The sequence below is a fragment of the Bacillus sp. OV322 genome, assembly GCF_900112495.1.
In the GTDB taxonomy this organism is placed as follows: Bacteria; Bacillota; Bacilli; order Bacillales; family DSM-1321; genus Peribacillus.
In genome coordinates this window covers 1-17,283 of the sequence record NZ_FOMA01000001.1, presented here as the reverse complement: position 1 = coordinate 17,283, position 17,283 = coordinate 1, and the positions used below count along the sequence as shown (strand labels likewise).

Below are 17,283 nucleotides of genomic sequence, written 5' to 3'. Positions count from 1 at the left end.
GCTCACTCCTTTGGCACCTCTCTGTCTCTTAAACGTTTGAGACTTAAAATAAGATACGGGGCATAAAAAATTATTTAAGGTGTTACTGTACATTAAAGCGGTAAAAATAAGTCCCGCGAATTACGGCGGACTATATCCTCGTTCTTTATAGCCATGATCTTTTTTATGAATATCACAGAATCTGCAATATACTGGCCTTTGTTAAGCATAATACAATCTGCTTTTGCCCCTGCAAAAACATCCGTCAGCTCGGTTCTTGCAGGAATGCCCTTTTTGGTCATTTTTTCGAGTACGCCAGTTGCCCAGATGACAGGCAGATGAGCAGCACGGCACAGATCCAGTATGTCCTGCTGAGCCCTGGCCAACTTGCTGTATCCAAGTTCAACAGCTAAATCTCCCCTCGCAATCATGATTCCAAAATGCTTGAAATCCAGCCCTTCGAATATGATATTGGTTAAATGGCGGATGGATTCCTTCGTTTCAATTTTTGCTACGATTCCAATGCTCCGCCCTGTAAGACTCTCCAGGTAATCCGCGAGCTTTTTTAAATCCTGGGGACGGTGTACAAATGATAATCCAATAATATCTGCTTTTTCATGAATGAAGGCAAGAGTTGTTATATCAGACTCTGTTAAAGCAGGCACATTCAGATAGACAAAAGAATCAGGAAGGTTCATTCCTTTTCCGGCTTTCACCTTGGCCCCTTCACTCAAAGGCGTAAGTATTTTTGTTTCAATGAAATCTTTTTCTATCCTAATGACCTTCCCTGAAATCTTGCCGTCATCCATATATATGTTATCTCCAAGTCTTACATTATATAGGGCCTTGGGCAGTGAAATCCCAATTGAGGCAGGCAGGTTACCGCGGGCCGGCATTCCCAGGTAACGGTCAGATTTGTAGATTCGGAGAACATCGTCTCTTTTCAGTACGATAGCCGCAGGTACTTCTTCAAAGTTCGTTAGCGTCCACTGCTCCTTATTGCAAATCAGTTTTGTATGTTCATTAAAGGATGCTGTTTTATTTAACTTAACCATTAAACATGAAGAATTCACAATATGTACGACTGTAAGAATTCTATTTTTCCCCCTGGTATCTTTAAATCGAATGCTCGTATTTTCATCAATATAGGTGAAGTCTTCACAATTAGCAGCCGTGAGCAGGAAAGAAAGATCATTATGGCTTAAGGTATGGCTCTTGCACACCAAATACCCGTATTGTGAATTCTCATTTGCTCTGTCAACAGTGATTGTAAGGTCTGTCTTTTCTTTTGCTAATTCTCCAATTCTTATTTTAGGACCTGCCAAGTCCATATAAATTTTGCATGTATCCTTACATCCGATGTTTTCCTCTGCCATCTTTAGCTGTTCAATGAGTGCTGTCCAAACATGTACATCATCATGTGCACAATTGATTCTTGCAATATTCATTCCACCTGTGAGCAGCTTTGAAAAGATATCGGGCTTCGCTAACATGGAACGATCAAGAGTAACCATGATAGAAGGACTGTTTTCACTCTCTGTTCCTCCAAATAACCCTAGCCTTCTTTGAGCCTTGGAACGATTTGCATCAGCAGGATGAACGTATGGAGCAGGATTTGTTTCAACACCATAAGCTTCTCCAGATAGATTTACAATCATTTTATTTAAAGAATACAAAACATGCGGAATCAGATTATGGGTGGTCGAAAGGCCTTCCTCTATCATTTTATTTTCCAGTTCAGCATCCATCTTTTTTTGGAAGGAGCGGAATGCGCAGACATTGATTTTACTTTTTTGGGATAAAGTGATTTCATAATCACTGCAATTCTTCGCTATATCTCCCTCAATTCCTCTGTAAAGCTGTATAAGATGATTCTTCAAGTTCTCCCGCTGTCCCGCAGGATACACCCGTTGATCTGCCATTAGCGTTCACCTCCTTTTTGCACTAGATGCCATTGTATGCATAAGTATCCCTAAAAGTGCTGAAGCTGAACTTTGGAATAAATATGAAAAACATGATATTTTGTTTTTGAGAAGGAATGAATAAAATGAAAATTTAAAATCAATAAGGATAAAGCGAGCATCCTAGAGCGGATATCAACCCTTGTTCAATAGCAGCGAAGTTAACGAAACCAAAAACAGAAAAAAAGGAGATGTTTACATGGAATTCACTCAAATAGCAGATACAGGAATGAAAGCTTCACGCATCGGGATTGGCACATGGGCAATCGGAGGATGGATGTGGGGCGGAACAAATGAGGATACATCCATTCAGACCATTCATGCCGCTCTTGACAAAGGAATAAACCTTATCGACACGGCACCAGTCTACGGATTTGGGACATCCGAGGAAATAGTCGGCAAAGCAGTCAAGCAATACGGCAGCCGTGACAGCATCCTTTTGGCTACTAAAACCGCGTTAAACTGGAAGAATAACGAACCGTTCCGTGACGGCACAAAGCAGCGGATTCTAAAGGAGATAGATGATTCCCTCAAGCGTCTGCAAACCGATTATATTGACTTATATCAAATTCATTGGCCAGATCCTCTTATCCCTATGGAAGAGACAGCGGATGCCATCCAAAGTCTGTATAAATCAGGAAAAATCCGCGCAATCGGTGTCAGCAATTTCACTGTAAAGCAAATGGAAGAGTTCAGAAAAATAGCTCCCCTGCATACCGCACAGCCGCCATATAACCTATTTGAACGCGATATTGAAAAAGATATCCTTCCGTACTGTGAAGAAAACAGCATCACTACACTTCTTTATGGAAGCTTATGCAGAGGCCTGCTATCCGGAAAAATGGCTGCTAGCCAGACTTTCGGCGGAGATGACCTGCGTAATAATGATCCTAAATTCCAGCACCCTCGCTTTCAGCAATATCTGCATGCAGTCAATCAGTTAGATCAATTGGCAAAGGACCGCTACGGTAAAGAAGTGATCCATCTTGCTGTGCGCTGGATACTCGACCAGCCAGGGACAGGTATAGCCCTCTGGGGTGCACGCCGTCCAGACCAGCTGAACGCAATCAATGAAATTACAGGCTGGACTCTGACAGATGATGACAAGGCAGCCATTGATAATATTCTGCAAACCTCAATTAGTGACCCGGTCGGCCCTGAATTTATGGCGCCTCCAACTAAAGAAGAAATTTAACAAATCCTGTAAAGCCGGGATGAAGCTAAACATTCCCCATTCCGGCTTTTTGTTAACATGAAATGAAGCTCAAGAGATTAGGAGGGAATAATCATGATTATTGTAAAGGACGATTTATCTAGACGGGAAGTGATCGACTTGGTGAATGAACATCTTCAGGGCATGACTCTGCATTCGCCTCCAAAGAGCATACATGCTTTAAAATTGGATGAATTGCGAAAACCCGAAATCACGTTCTGGACTGCATGGGAAGGAAATGAATTAGCCGGATGCGGCGCGCTAAAAGAACTTAATCCTCTTCATGGTGAAATAAAGTCCATGCGCACCTCTTCTGCATACCTCCGAAAAGGCACAGCAAGAAAAATCCTCACTCACATCTTGGAAGAAGCCAGGCATAGGGGATACAGCCGATTAAGCCTTGAAACCGGTTCTCAAGATGCCTTCATACCTGCCAGAAGGCTATACGAAAGTGCCGGTTTCCAGTACTGCTCTCCCTTTGCTGATTATATAGAAGACCCAAATAGCGTATTCATGACGAAAGAGTGAGCCAGCATTGTTTATCTGCTAGCTATTTAAACGCAGCGATTGCTGTTTCCCGCAGCAAAAAAGCGCATGTCCCGCAGACACGCGCTTTCCTAAATGCTTTATTTCCATATCCTCTTTAATTTAAACAATTCCTGAACATACCCCCATACAGATACAGGACTCATAATCATCTGGTAAAATAGTACAAAAACGATGAAGCCAGATATATTTCTCCTGATTTTAAGATTTAGTTTAGTAAATACTTTCTTTTGATAAAAATACAAAACAAAATAACTGACAAATGTTAATGGAAGCACCAATAGCGTTGTAAGTCCCACAATCCAATATACTCCAAAAAAGGCCAGCACAAGACCAGGCAGCCAAAAAAATGTAAAGGAGATATCTATATACGGCATGATATAGTTAACCGACGTTAGATATTTTGTATAAATAGAAGGCTGCTGCCAGGGTTTAACCTCTTTTAACCCTTCAATCATCCCTCTTGCCCATCTGCTCCTTTGTCTGCCTAAATGAATCAATTTTGTAGGAACCTCTGTAAAAGCAACAGACAGCGGTTCAAAGAAAACCTTTCTTCCCTGTTTTAAAAATTTCCAGGTCAGTACAATATCTTCCCCGATTGCATCCGGCCACCCGCCGGCTTCCCGGATGGTATCTGTCTTAAATAAACTATATGCCCCCTGCGCTACCAATGTTCCCTGATATAGGCCCTGCAGCCTTTTAATAGACGCGATACTTAAAAAGTAATCCCATTCCTGCACACGCGACCATAAGTTATCCCGGCTGTTTCTGACCAATATAGCCCCAGCAACAGCACATACATCCGGGGGCGCAGATTTCATTCTTGCCACAATGTATCGGATAGCTGATTTATGCAATAAAGTATCAGCATCCAGCGTAATGACATATTCTGTATTTACATATTTAATGCCTTGATTTAAAGCAGCATGCTTACCCGGCTCTGCTTCAATTTTAATTGATAGATCTAGATTGATTTCTTGGGCTATTTTTTTTGCAGCCTCAATGGTCCCATCTTCAGAACCATTATCTATTAAAACTATTGAAATATTCCCATCATAGTCTTGGTTTTTTATATAAATTAAAGAATTTGCAATTCCGTTTTCTTCATTCTTTGCAGCAATTAGCACGGTTATATCATCTTGCGGATTATTGGTCTTTAATTTTGGCTGTTTGTCTATAAGCAGACTCGCTACCAAAAAAGCATTTAAATACCCAGGTATATAAGCAATTCCCGTAATGATTATCACAGCCGGCGTGATTCCTGCAACTCCGCTTAAATCACTTAACCAGCTTTTTGATAATACAATGGCAATGCATGTCCAGATAACAGCAAAAAGATGGCTGATATAGAATTTCCAAAGGACCGGAATATAAACCCTTTTTTTCAAAGGTATCACTCACTTCAGGCTTATATTTTTCAAAGATTCCCCCTAACTAAACTACCATAATAAATATTTTCAAATAAGTTTAAAATAATGGCTGAATTCCCTATTTAAACTAAAACAATCTCTTTTTATATCACAATCAGTAAAAAAGCACACCGCATATAAAGCGATATACTTTTGGCAGCTAAAATGGTTTTAGCAACCGGGTATTAGGATAGAATTTAAAAAAGCAGCTTTATCTGCTGCCGGCGGCCTCTGCAGGATCCTCATTCCTAGCAATTCGGCAATTATTAAGTGCAATATAAGCACAATGCTTAAGCAGGTATTAGACTGAATAAAGAATTTTGGAAGTTTTTTGCCATTCTAGTCTTTTTATCTGGGTTTTGTAAAAAGAATCTGTTAATCTTCTATTTAAAGGGGAAAATTGGAGTACGTCATCTCTCTCCCCTTTAAACTATATTTTAACAATATATTTTAATCTATAAATAATTGTAATATACTAATAATTGAGACTGGATAAGTGGACCAGGCAGCGCATTGTCTTGGTTTGACGGCTAAGCAAAAGCGCGGCATCCTTTCGGCAAATATTAGGGAGAAGGAGGGGCTACAATGAGCAGCAAAGAAACTAAAACAGACGTCATCTTAATTGGCGCCGGTATCATGAGTGCGACTTTAGGTACACTCCTGAAAGAATTAGTACCGGAATGGGAAATCAAAGTATTTGAGAAGCTCGAAAACGCAGGAAAGGAAAGCTCTAACGAATGGAACAATGCGGGAACAGGGCATGCGGCACTGTGTGAGCTTAACTATACTGTTGAAAAACCAGATGGTTCAATAGATATTAGCAAAGCTATTAATATTAATGAACAGTTCCAAGTTTCCATGCAATTTTGGTCTTATCTTGTACAAAACAAGCTTATTAAAAATCCCCAGGACTTTATTATGCCATTACCTCATATGAGCATGGTACAAGGGGAAAAAGATGTAGAGTTTTTAAAGAAGCGTTTTAAAGCGCTTTTAAGCAATCCTTTATTTAAGGGAATGGAATTTTCCGATAACCCGGCAAAGCTGGCAGAATGGATTCCGCTTATCATGCAAAACCGTACATCGGATGAGCCTATCGCCGCGACTAAAATTGATTCCGGCACAGACGTAAATTTTGGTGCCCTGACAAAAATGCTGTTTGACCATCTAAAGAGTAAAAATGTTGATATCAAATATAAAAATAGTGTTGAAAACATTAATCGTACTAGTGATGGCTCATGGAAATTAAAGGTGCGGAATGTTGATAACGGCAGTGCAGAATACCATACTGCTAAATTCGTCTTTATCGGCGGCGGAGGCGGAAGCCTGCATTTACTGCAAAAATCCGGTATTCCTGAAGGAAAACATATTGGCGGATTCCCTGTAAGCGGGATATTCATGGTATGCAAAAATCCGGAAGTTATCGCGCAGCATCATGCAAAAGTATACGGAAAAGCTAAGCTGGGTGCTCCGCCAATGTCTGTTCCGCATCTTGACACAAGATTCATCGACAATAAAAAATCGCTGCTATTTGGACCGTTTGCAGGCTTCTCGCCAAAGTTCTTAAAAACTGGATCTATGTTTGATTTAGTAACTTCCGTAAAACCGAATAATGTCCTGACTATGCTTGCAGCTGGCGCAAAAGAGATGTCATTGACAAAATACCTGATCCAGCAAGTAATGTTAACAAAAGAACAGCGTATGGAAGAATTACGGGAATTTATCCCTAATGCTAAAAGCGAGGATTGGGATTTAGTAGTAGCCGGACAGCGCGTACAGGTTATCAAAGATACTGCTCAAGGCAAAGGAACACTTCAATTCGGGACAGAGGTTATCACTGCAGCAGATGGCTCGATTGCAGCATTACTGGGTGCTTCTCCAGGTGCTTCTACTGCTGTTCACGTCATGCTTGATATCATTAACAAATGCTTCCCTCAGCATATGAACACATGGGAAACAAAAATCAAAGAAATGATCCCTTCCTATGGTATGTCACTAATGGAAAATCCCGACCTTCTGGACGAAATTCACGCTTTAACAGCAAAGACACTTGACCTGAACGAAAAAGAGCGAGTTTACTCTGGAAGCTGAAACAAAGGCAATCAATAAATTTTTAAGCAACCGGTTTCATCCGCGGAATTGTTTAAATGTATAGAGATTGAATAATGGAATGAGTGATTTTGTTATTTCGCACAACCACTTTATCATTCACAGCCCAAGTTAACAAAGAACCAGAGAAGGAATGAATCAATAGTCATAAGCTAAGCTAAGACAGTAATGAAATCGCTGCCAAACCGAGAAATGCTTCTCCTTTCATATTAACTCACACCTCAAGCAGCAGGGCTGATGTGAAAGGGAAAATTAATGCCTTGCTTGATAAATTAATTTTGCTGCAGAAACTAAAATTCTTATTATATGGTCTTTAATCGTGAAGGAGCATCCGAACCTTAAACCCAGACACTTTCCGTAATCCTGTATTATGATTTCAAGAAAGTTAAAACTGCCGGATGCTCCTTTTTACTATGAAGACAATTACATAAAATTATTATAAAAAAAATACCTTTTCACATGCCCCCCACCGCTCGCAGATTGAAAGTGAAATAATTTCTCTGTTTCCTGTTTACAGAAAGAATTATCCTTAATAAAATAAAAAATACTGCCACTTAAGCAATAAAGTGCCCCCGTCCCCCCTGTATATAGATAATATTTCAAAGGCTTTTTGAAATGGATTAACACTATCAATATTTTTTCCATTATGACACTCCCTTTCAGGGATTAATACGAAAAGCCCCAATAAAAATCCTCTTATCTAAAAACAGAGTACCTTTCAAAGCTACTCTGTTTTTAGATTAATTAGTTATCCACTTTCACTTATGACATAATAAAAATGACTTTATAGTGTTACCAAGGTCACTCGTAAGAAAATCATGAGTGTTATTGATACATTCTTTATAAACCTTATTTGTTAAAAATCGGTGTGATCTTGGAACAATAAAATTGCACCGATTCCCCAAAAACTTAATAAAGGAAAGATATACATAAAAATAAGATAGCACTGTTGTTCAGCAAGTTATTCGTTTGGGCATAATTTACTGCCCAGGTTTGTCCGCACTTCTGCCTGCTTGGAGTAACCACCTTCATTGTAAAAAATGTTCTAAATAACGCTTGTTATGAAGAATACTTGGGTGATCAGGAATGTATTGACAGGCTTTCTCGTTGTGTGCATAGGCTAGTGCATAGTTCCCTATTTGTGAGTAACAAACACATAATTGCAAATGCGGAAGCCAAGTCCAGCAAGCATGGCTAATCATCCCAAAATTGTCAGATGGCATTTCTAGTTGAGTGGCAAGTTTATACCAAAAAAGAGCCTGGTGGGGCTGATTATTATGGAGGAATCTGTACCCTAGCCGGCAGCAAAAATCAGCTCGAGGTGAGCTATATTCAAAAGATTTTAATATGAAATGAAGTTCGTTTTCATGATCTTCTAATGCATTGAAACAATCTGCAAGCTTTCCGCATGCGGAAATGTTATCTTCTACCCAGCCCTTTTTTGTTTCTAAAAATTGTTTATAGTATTTGATTGCGTCCTCAAACTTTTTATGGTCAAACAGTTCGTTTGCAAAATAAAACAAGTCTCTGGGAGAGAATTGTTCACCCCGTTTAAGACGGTTTTCATAGATATGGAGATTACGGTCTGAGTCGTGTTGAATGCTACAATGGGTAACAGCAACCTCGCTGTGTAGAATATTTCCCCAAACTTCTAGGTATTCGTGTACCGCCCCATACCATTGGAAATTATTTATCCTTTTAACAAGGCGATTACGTCGCAGGCTGGCAATGACATTTCCTTTTTCATCAATGCTAAGATTATAATGCATGGTGACAGAATCAGTGGAAGGGTCGAGGGTTTCTTTTAACAATAAAAATTTTTTGCGATCATCGTCCATTAATACATCATCCGCATCTAACCAAAAAATGTAGTCCATTTTAGCGTGACTAAATGTGAAATTACGGGCTGCGGCAAAGTTATCAATCCAGCGAAAGTCGAGGACATGATCTGTATATTGAGAAACAATTTCTTTCGTTTTATCTGTTGAACCTGTGTCTACAATGATGATTTCATCGACGAGGTTTTTTACCGAATCTAGACATCTTGCGATAGTGTCTTCTTCATTTTTCACAATCATGCAAAGGCTAACTGTAATCAAGTTTAATGTGCTCCTTTAACCAAAGATTTTCCTATTTTTAAACTATGAAAAAAGACAATATAGGGTGTGGACAATCCTAATAAATGAATTATAAATATACAAATCAATCGACCACCTCAATTTAATGGTATACATAAAATTGAGGGGCGATTGATTTAAGCAACTAATTTAATTTTTTAATGACAATAGAAGCGTTTACGTTTGTTTGTGTGCCTCCGGCTAAAGTCTGAAGGGTAACTGCTGCAGAAGAACTATGATTTCGAAGGGTAAGAACATCTCCCGCTGCTATAGCGATTATAGCCTGACCATTGTTTTGCTGAGTGCCGGCACCTGAACCGTAGACAGTTCCCGCAACCAGCGCGCCATTTAAAAATAGTGCGAATTGGTTGGGTTCTACACCCGACACGGAGAAAGTAACCTCGTAGTCTCCAGGAACGGTAACTGCAATTTGTGTGGTTCCAGGGGCATGCGTAATTCCAGGCGTAATAATTCCATTTGTATCAAAAATGACATCCGCCTCTATAGGCACAACCTGAGCACCGAGATTGTAAATATAACCGTATTGGGATAATCCTCCTGCTGCTCCTGTTGCTCCTGTTGCACCTGTTGCTCCTGTTGCACCTGTTGTTCCCGTAGCGCCGGTTACTCCAGCTGGTCCTGTTGCTCCGGTTGCTCCAGTTGGTCCAGCAGGCCCTGTTGCTCCTGTAACACCTGTTGTTCCGGTTGCACCAGTTTCACCAGTCGGTCCAGCTGCTCCTGTTGCTCCTGTTGCACCAGTTTCACCAGTCGGCCCAGCTGCTCCTGTTGCTCCTGTTGCTCCTGTTGCACCTGTTGTTCCCGTAGCGCCGGTTACTCCAGCTGGTCCTGTTGCTCCTGTTGCTCCTGTTGCACCAGTTGGTCCAGCAGGCCCAGTTGCTCCTGTAACACCTGTTGTTCCGGTTGCACCAGTTTCACCAGTCGGCCCAGCTGCTCCTGTTGCTCCTGTTGCACCTGTTGTTCCCGTAGCGCCGGTTACTCCAGCTGGTCCGGTTGCTCCTGTTGCTCCAGTTTCACCAGTTGGTCCAGCAGGCCCAGTTGCTCCTGTAACACCTGTTGTTCCGGTTGCACCAGTTTCACCAGTCGGTCCAGCTGCTCCTGTTGCTCCTGTAGCACCTGTTGTTCCGGTTGCTCCAGTTTCACCAGTCGGTCCAGCTGCTCCTGTTGCTCCTGTAGCACCTGTTGTTCCCGTAGCGCCGGTTACTCCAGCTGGTCCTGTTGCTCCTGTTGCGCCAGTCGGTCCAGCAGGCCCAGTTGCTCCTGTAACACCTGTTGTTCCGGTTGCACCAGTTTCACCAGTCGGCCCAGCTGGTCCTGTTGCTCCTGTTGTGCCAGCTGCACCAGTCGGCCCAGCAGCTCCTGTTGAACCAGTTGTTCCCGTAGCGCCGGTTACTCCAGCTGGTCCTGTTGCTCCTGTTGCGCCAGTCGGTCCAGCAGGCCCAGTTGCTCCTGTGACACCTGTTGTTCCGGTTGCTCCAGTTTCACCAGTAGGTCCAGCAGCTCCTGTTGCTCCTGTAGCACCTGTTGTTCCGGTTGCTCCAGTTTCACCAGTAGGTCCAGCAGCTCCTGTTGCTCCTGTTGCTCCTGTAGCACCTGTTGTTCCGGTTGCACCAGTTTCACCAGTCGGCCCAGCTGGTCCTGTTGCTCCTGTTGTGCCAGCTGCACCAGTCGGCCCAGCAGCTCCTGTTGAACCAGTAGCACCAGTTGTTCCCGTAGCACCGGTTACTCCAGCTGGTCCTGTTGCACCGGTTGCTCCAGTCGGTCCAGCAGGCCCAGTTGCTCCTGTAACACCTGTTGTTCCGGTTGCTCCAGTCGGTCCAGCAGCTCCTGTTGAACCAGTAGCACCAGTTGTTCCCGTAGCGCCGGTTACTCCAGCTGGTCCTGTTGCTCCAGTGGCACCAGTTTTACCTGTGGCTCCTGTTGCGCCAGTTACTCCAGCTGGTCCGGTTGCTCCAGTGGCACCAGTTTTACCTCTGGCCCCTGTTGCTCCTGTTGCTCCAGTTTTACCGGTTGGTCCAGCTGGTCCGGTTGCTCCTTTTGGTCCTGTCGCACCAGCAGGTACTTTTATTTCAACATTTACGTTTTGCTCTACATTGCAACCGCAATTTCGACATTTTTTGTCCTTGCATCTACAATCTCTATATCTACAATCTCGACATTTTTTGTCCTTGCACCTACAATCTCTATGTCCACAATCTCGACATTTCTTGTCCTTGCATCTACAATCTCTATGTCCACAATCTCGACATTTCTTGTCTTTGCATTTGCAATCTCTATGTCCACAATCTCGACATTTCTTGTCTTTGCATTCGCAATCTCTATATCCACAATCTCGACATTTTTTGTCCTTGCATCTGCAATCTCTATGTCCGCATTTTGAACACCTTTTTTGTCTACTCAAATTTCTTTACCTCCTTTTTTAAAACTAAGGTATTTTATGAGACAAACATTAAAGGTGTTTGGACAAGTATCTTAAAACATTGCTCATTTTTGAATAATAGTGCTGCCCTTTTTTGTTTCATCCTTGCTGATTTACAAAATAAAGCTGCAAAGCAAAAATTCCTAACTCTTTTTTTAAAACCTTGTGGTCACGAAATAGAATTGTATTTATGGCTGATAAGTATTTATTGGATTTTTTATTTGAGGATATGTGAGGAATTGATATTAAACAAAAAAGCCCTTCTACCAATGGTGAAAATGCGGCTCATGTTCTCCAAAGAAGTTGTGGTGCAACAACAGGATTTTCACCTCAATTATCCGTTTTAGATAAAGATGACAATTTTCCAAATGAATAGGGAAATACATTGAAGTCAAATAATTACTTTTCTATTGAATGGATTGATGAAAAGAACCTAAAGGTTATTTATGATAAATCCTCTGAAAATAAATGGATAAAAAAATGAATAGGGTTAGGATTGAATATGTAGTAAGTAAAAGCCTTTAGCCTTTTATCTTCTTTCACTCCCATGAAAATTAAAAAAGCTAAAAACTGAAAATGAGCATAACAAAATGGACCCATTAAAAACACTTTTTAAAAAAAGCTGAGCCTCTGAGTAGTATTATTATTTTAAGTGGGTAACCTTCCCGGAGATCTTCTTTGTAATCATTTATCACAATGCAGCTGCTCACCTGCCGGGTTTACTGGCGGGCGAGACGGCTAAAGAAACGGCTTAATTAAATAATAAAAGTTAACTATATTTTATAAGGCGGAGGAATTATTATTTGGTTTATTATATTAGGTTAAGAGCGTGTGCACTCATATTAGAAAGCGATTCAATTCTTTTGATTGAATTTAATGATGAAAATGGGTTGCATAATAACCTGCCAGCAGGTGGAGTTGAACCTAATGAGTCAGTTGTTGAAGCAGTTCGAAGAGAAGCAAAAGAGGAAGCATCAATCGATGTAGAAGTTGCCCTTTAGCCTTTGTTTATGAGTATGCACCACACTTGAACTCGAATGGAGAAACACACTCTTTACAATAATGTTTGATTGTAAAATAAAAGACGGATTTATTCCAAAGCTGCCAATCAATCCTGACAAAAATCAAATTGGTGTTAAATGGATAAAACTAACCCAATTAAATGATATAGTTCTTCACCCAAATATAAGAAAACTAATAATTAACTATGCAAAAACCAGAAAAAATATTGAGTTTATTGAAGAATACAGACTTGAAGAATATGTATTAAACAACCTTCTTGATTAACTAACAGATGAGTTTATAGAATAACGAATAGCCGTTTAAATATATAATAGAAATGGGAGCATGCTTGTTTTTAACAATGAAAGTGTGCCTATATCCAAAACAAATAAAGCCATTTCACTAAATATTATTTAAAATTCTAACTCCATTTGGATCAACTATATTCGAGGAAAGGATACCTTCCAATACTGCTTCTTTAATAGTAACTGTATGACCAAATTCTGAAATAATATTATCAACAGGTTTGCCAAATAAATTTGAAAGATCGTTTTCTAATCCTTTCATTCGAGTTTCAAGCTTTAACTCTTTTATTTTTATGTTATTCGCCAGATCGTCTATCGTATCTGTGTTCATTTGAAGTTCTACCCTAAAATTATAGGGTGTTGTAATAAAGCTTCTTCTTTCACCTTTTTTGACATCCCATGCCATTTTTTCTGCATTTTTGCATATAAGGTTTTGTTCATTTTCGGACACTAAAAAGCCAATATGGTCAAACAAGATTTTCTTTCCATAACCAAAAGTAACATTGATACTCCCTTTTCTTGCTTCTATAATACGAAATAATATTTTTTTCTCTCGAAAATCATCCCATGCTAATGGAGGATTAAATGTTTGAAAATCCCCCTCGTATTTTCCTATACGCTGAGAAATACGAAAACCATTATTTGCATAAAAAGCTTCTGTTTCTTCCACATAGGGAGTCCAAAAATGATAATGAAAAAGCATATAAGCCACCTCTTTACAAAGTCTATTGAATGTTTCTTGTTAGTCTAATAATTCAGTATGCAGTAAATCTTGGATCTTAATATGATACAACTGGAAGCAAGTTGATTATTGTCAGTTGTATGTTCTCAACGAATGCTCCCTATGATAAAATCAAGTTGTAATAATTTACCACTAAAATATGCAATATACTAAAAATATTAGAATGATGGAGGAAACAAAAATTAAATCCATAACGTACATATCAATACTAATTGTTTTCGGTTACCTGATTAACAACCTTTCTCATATAAGTGCCCAACTTGGAGACTATGAAACTTTGTTATGGTTAATAACATTTTTATTATTCACATTCAGCTTTAGCGGAATCAGACAAATTATCACTCCGTTAATAAACATTAAATTTATTAAAAGACCATCATCTTATTTTTATATTTTGATTACTTTGACCATACCTTACTTACTGTTATTGTTATGTGTTCATTATGAGATATTGCTGGATGAAACCTTCATTTTCTATTATAAACACGGACTTTTAAAAGGGGTAAGTATTGGCGGAATAGTGGATGCAGCCTTTTTAGCTCCGATATGGGAGGAAGTGTTCTTCCGGGGTGTTTTGCTATTCTTTTTATTAAAATTCACAAAGCCTGTTTGGGCAATTTCTTTATCTTCCGTTCTGTTTGCACTATTTCATCCAATGTATTGGATAATCACTCTTGTTTCTGGCGTACTTTTATCTATAACAACTTATAAGACTAGATCTTTGATACCATCAGTAATATCACATTCACTTTGGAATTTGTATATGGCGAAATTATTTCTTTATTTTAGTCTAACGTATGAGGGAACACCTATATAGGGTTCCCTTATTTTTTATACATAGCTTAGTTTTTTGCAGCAGGAAAACCATATGAGTCAGATGGAGGTAAAGAATTTGCAAGATTGATAAGCTTCTCTTCATCTGCGTTTCCTGAAAGTACAATTAGTTTTTCAGAATCAAAATAATATAATAGTTTATTTTTAAAACTGTCCTTAGAAATATAGGCTTTACTTCCATTTTTCAAGTTAAACGTTTTGGTTTTGAATCTTTCATCAAATGGAAAGCTATCGAATCGAGTAATTGTAATAATATTTTCTTTATCAGCAAATGCCCACATATCTGCTTTATTATTTTTAAGACCTAACTCTTCAGCACTTAAATCGTTGGCGCTGAATTTTTCCATTGGTAATGCTAACCCTTCTTTATCGGTAACGGTATTTTCCTTGTATACTCCAAATTCTAAGATGCCATCAATGCTCCAGGCATCTGCCAAACTATACAAAAAAACAGCATACTCATTTTTCCCTTTAGGTGAATGAATAGTTACGATACTCTTTTTGTTGAATACGACTTCAGAGATTATTGAGTTAGTATCAGGGAATTTCTTCACTCCATCTTCAAAATCAACTTCGTATTGATGAAGCAGCGCATTTGAAGGGGAAGTTGAATTTTCAGGTGCATCATGTATTATTATTTGCTTTACTTTTTTACGTTCTGTAAGTTGTTTATGTTCAAAAGATTTAAGTTGTTTACTTTCAGCAGGTTTATCTTTCTCACAGCCTGCAACAACTCCAATTAGTAAAAATACGAATAAAAGCAAAAGTACAGACCTGAAATTCATGCCATCCCATCCTCAATATTAATATGGATATTTTAATGTTTTTGGTCCGTTTACCGTAAGATAATTAACTCTGCTTTTACTGCATGAACTAGTTAGAGATAAACGCCTCCCCGGCTATCATTAAAAGCAACGTGGCCGATCCAGCTCCAATCCCATGGATTTAGTACCTGGAGCTTCAAAACCATCTATACTTTAAATAAGGCTGTTTTCGTAAACTTTGTTGTTATGAAACAAGGGGGTTGATTTCCGCTCCAGGATGCTCGCTTTCCGCGGGGCAGCCAGTAAGCCTCCTCGGCTGCGCCTGCGGGGTCTCACCTGTACTGATAACCCCGCAGGAGTCTCGCACCTTGGCTCCAATCAACCTGACTTGACAATGGGAACGCCTCACATAACAAATTAAAAAAACAACAATCCTTAAGAAAAGAGCCTTAAATAAACAGAAGAATAATTACTCCTATCAAAGTAATTTATTCTGTACCAATCACCAAACTGATGTAAGCCTCACTTATAAGTCAAGTTCCATAAATAACTACTTTATATAATACATAATTAGACAAAATAACCAAAAATCCTCTTAAATCACTAAAAATTTTTCCGTATTTTCCCTATTGTTTTTATTAGGACAATATATAAAATGGATTTACTATTTTCAATATGTATTAGCCTAGTCGAGGTGAGCTATAAATTATTTATTAGTTCAAACGAGCCTGCTGTTCTCTTTTCCTTGTACATCCTCAAAGAACTGTCTAACACACCCACAAAATAAAATTTAATACCCGGAACATCACCTTGTTGTAGAAGGAATGTTCCTTTTTTATATTCTTGGATTTTTAAAGTATCAATAATTATACGTTGTGCTTCTTCATTTAAAGTAGTAAATTCAGTCATATATTTCAACAATTTTTCCTTCATTCTGGTATCCTTTCAATATACTTTAACTTTAAACTATGAATTAAATTAGATTAGTGATTCATTAATAATTTCTAGTTGTAGCCCGTTAGAACAACAAGAAAAGAGACTGCCTCAGCGATTACTTTCGATAACTCTTGCACCGTTACTTTAAGTACATCTTTTCACAAACTACTCCCAAATTTCATCTAATTTATTCGAATAGAAATTAATTGCTTGTTTATAACCTAAAATTTCATCGTCTGTTGTTGTATCTGTTAAGCATTTTAATAATAACTCCATCGCTTTACTATGTTCATTCAAATTATATAGGGTCATCGAATAGAAGATTTGAATTGCTTTATTGTTTGGAAATAATTCAATTCCCTTTAAAAATGTACGTTTGGACTTTTCATAATCTCCTAATGTCCTATATGTACTCCCCAATCCCAATAAGGCTCCCTCCAGTTCCTTTAAAGACAACCCTAATTTAATTGCATTTTCGTAAAACGGAACTGCTTTCGATTCTTCCCCTAATAAATCAAAACTCCATGCACATTGATAGTTTATTGACGCATCATCAGGAAACTCCTGTACCAGTTTCATAAGTAATTTGTTGGATTCTTTATGGTTTCCACCTTTCCTTAATTCTATTGCTTTGTGTAGCTCTTTTTCCATGATCTTCAACCCCTATACTTTATCTATTTATACCACTACACTGTTTTACGTTAGTTTAAGAAAAAAAGTGCCACCTCAAGCTTTGAAGAAAACACTCCTTACTAAAAACAATTTACTTATATTTACTTATATTAACTTATTCAACACTATTATAAAAAAACATCTTCTTCAACTAAACTCCCACGTTCGTATTATAAGGTTAACCAGAATGCTAAATATTTCTGGTTGACCTTATTTATTTTGGTCTTATTATATCAGTAGCCAAGGTAGAACGTAAC

At 38.9% G+C, this 17,283-nt stretch carries 13 protein-coding genes and 1 pseudogene; 6 read left to right on the top strand and 8 right to left on the bottom strand.

All coding sequences use genetic code 11. The annotated features are described in order from the left end of the window. Positions 1-92: 92 nt before the first annotated feature. Positions 93-1,901, bottom strand: a complete 1,809-nt coding sequence (locus tag BM126_RS00075; RefSeq protein WP_090987065.1) for a pyruvate kinase — start codon at positions 1,899-1,901, stop codon at positions 93-95. Positions 1,902-2,139: 238 nt separating this feature from the next. Between BM126_RS00075 and BM126_RS00070 the strand changes: the two genes are divergently transcribed. Together BM126_RS00070 and BM126_RS00065 are read left to right on the top strand one after the other, a co-directional pair. After that, positions 2,140-3,135: an aldo/keto reductase gene (locus BM126_RS00070; protein WP_090987063.1), complete on the top strand. Its 996-nt coding sequence runs from the start codon at positions 2,140-2,142 to the stop codon at positions 3,133-3,135. Between the two features lie 93 nt (positions 3,136-3,228). Then, positions 3,229-3,681, top strand: a complete 453-nt coding sequence (locus tag BM126_RS00065; protein ID WP_090987061.1) for a GNAT family N-acetyltransferase — start codon at positions 3,229-3,231, stop codon at positions 3,679-3,681. Positions 3,682-3,779: 98 nt separating this feature from the next. Here the strand turns inward: BM126_RS00065 and BM126_RS00060 are convergent, their stop codons facing one another. Continuing rightward, on the bottom strand, positions 3,780-5,096 hold the full coding sequence (locus BM126_RS00060) for a glycosyltransferase family 2 protein (RefSeq protein WP_090987059.1): 1,317 nt from the start codon (positions 5,094-5,096) through the stop codon (positions 3,780-3,782). 597 nt (positions 5,097-5,693) lie between these two features. Between BM126_RS00060 and BM126_RS00055 the strand changes: the two genes are divergently transcribed. After that, entirely contained in the window at positions 5,694-7,199 is a 1,506-nt protein-coding gene (locus BM126_RS00055) for a malate:quinone oxidoreductase (protein ID WP_090987057.1), read from the top strand. A gap of 1,046 nt (positions 7,200-8,245) precedes the next feature. Here the strand turns inward: BM126_RS00055 and BM126_RS00045 are convergent. Both BM126_RS00045 and BM126_RS23170 read right to left on the bottom strand, forming a co-directional pair. Continuing rightward, positions 8,246-9,316 (bottom strand): tetratricopeptide repeat-containing glycosyltransferase family 2 protein, encoded by a 1,071-nt coding sequence (locus BM126_RS00045; protein WP_218154463.1) that lies wholly within the window; start codon positions 9,314-9,316, stop codon positions 8,246-8,248. A 163-nt stretch (positions 9,317-9,479) separates the two neighbouring features. Next, positions 9,480-11,753, bottom strand: coding sequence for a collagen-like protein (locus tag BM126_RS23170; protein ID WP_090987052.1), 2,274 nt, complete (start codon positions 11,751-11,753; stop codon positions 9,480-9,482). An 89-nt stretch (positions 11,754-11,842) separates the two neighbouring features. Between BM126_RS23170 and BM126_RS22075 the strand changes: the two genes are divergently transcribed. Together BM126_RS22075 and BM126_RS00030 are read left to right on the top strand one after the other, a co-directional pair. Beyond that, positions 11,843-12,118, top strand: coding sequence for a hypothetical protein (locus BM126_RS22075; RefSeq protein ID WP_177201249.1), 276 nt, complete (start codon positions 11,843-11,845; stop codon positions 12,116-12,118). Between the two features lie 456 nt (positions 12,119-12,574). Beyond that, positions 12,575-13,058 (top strand): annotated as a pseudogene (locus BM126_RS00030) (NUDIX domain-containing protein). 117 nt (positions 13,059-13,175) lie between these two features. On the opposite strand, the gene BM126_RS00025 reads toward BM126_RS00030, so the two are convergent. Next, positions 13,176-13,748 (bottom strand): hypothetical protein, encoded by a 573-nt coding sequence (locus BM126_RS00025; protein WP_256212927.1) that lies wholly within the window; start codon positions 13,746-13,748, stop codon positions 13,176-13,178. A gap of 238 nt (positions 13,749-13,986) precedes the next feature. Here BM126_RS00025 and BM126_RS00020 point away from each other — a divergent pair, with 238 nt between their 5' ends. Continuing rightward, positions 13,987-14,637 (top strand): CPBP family intramembrane glutamic endopeptidase, encoded by a 651-nt coding sequence (locus tag BM126_RS00020; protein WP_177201248.1) that lies wholly within the window; start codon positions 13,987-13,989, stop codon positions 14,635-14,637. Positions 14,638-14,662: 25 nt separating this feature from the next. Here BM126_RS00020 and BM126_RS00015 read toward each other — a convergent pair whose 3' ends face one another. From BM126_RS00015 to BM126_RS00005, 3 genes are all read right to left on the bottom strand, one after another. Further along, a complete protein-coding gene (locus BM126_RS00015; protein WP_090987046.1) occupies positions 14,663-15,439 on the bottom strand; it encodes a hypothetical protein in 777 nt (258 codons plus the stop codon). 678 nt (positions 15,440-16,117) lie between these two features. Next, positions 16,118-16,327: a cyclic nucleotide-binding domain-containing protein gene (locus BM126_RS00010; RefSeq protein WP_371261385.1), complete on the bottom strand. Its 210-nt coding sequence runs from the start codon at positions 16,325-16,327 to the stop codon at positions 16,118-16,120. 192 nt (positions 16,328-16,519) lie between these two features. Beyond that, positions 16,520-17,005, bottom strand: coding sequence for a tetratricopeptide repeat protein (locus BM126_RS00005; protein WP_090987044.1), 486 nt, complete (start codon positions 17,003-17,005; stop codon positions 16,520-16,522). Between the last annotated feature and the right edge of the window lie 278 nt (positions 17,006-17,283).

What these genes read in the sequence shown, in the direction of transcription:
- BM126_RS00075 (WP_090987065.1), bottom strand. Translation starts at nt 1,901, where the DNA reads ATGGCAGATCAACGGGTGTATCCTGCGGGACAGCGGGAGAACTTGAAG.
- BM126_RS00070 (WP_090987063.1), top strand. Translation starts at nt 2,140, where the DNA reads ATGGAATTCACTCAAATAGCAGATACAGGAATGAAAGCTTCACGCATC.
- BM126_RS00065 (WP_090987061.1), top strand. Translation starts at nt 3,229, where the DNA reads ATGATTATTGTAAAGGACGATTTATCTAGACGGGAAGTGATCGACTTG.
- BM126_RS00055 (WP_090987057.1), top strand. Translation starts at nt 5,694, where the DNA reads ATGAGCAGCAAAGAAACTAAAACAGACGTCATCTTAATTGGCGCCGGT.
- BM126_RS00020 (WP_177201248.1), top strand. Translation starts at nt 13,987, where the DNA reads ATGGAGGAAACAAAAATTAAATCCATAACGTACATATCAATACTAATT.
- BM126_RS00015 (WP_090987046.1), bottom strand. Translation starts at nt 15,439, where the DNA reads ATGAATTTCAGGTCTGTACTTTTGCTTTTATTCGTATTTTTACTAATT.
- BM126_RS00010 (WP_371261385.1), bottom strand. Translation starts at nt 16,327, where the DNA reads ATGACTGAATTTACTACTTTAAATGAAGAAGCACAACGTATAATTATT.
- BM126_RS00005 (WP_090987044.1), bottom strand. Translation starts at nt 17,005, where the DNA reads ATGGAAAAAGAGCTACACAAAGCAATAGAATTAAGGAAAGGTGGAAAC.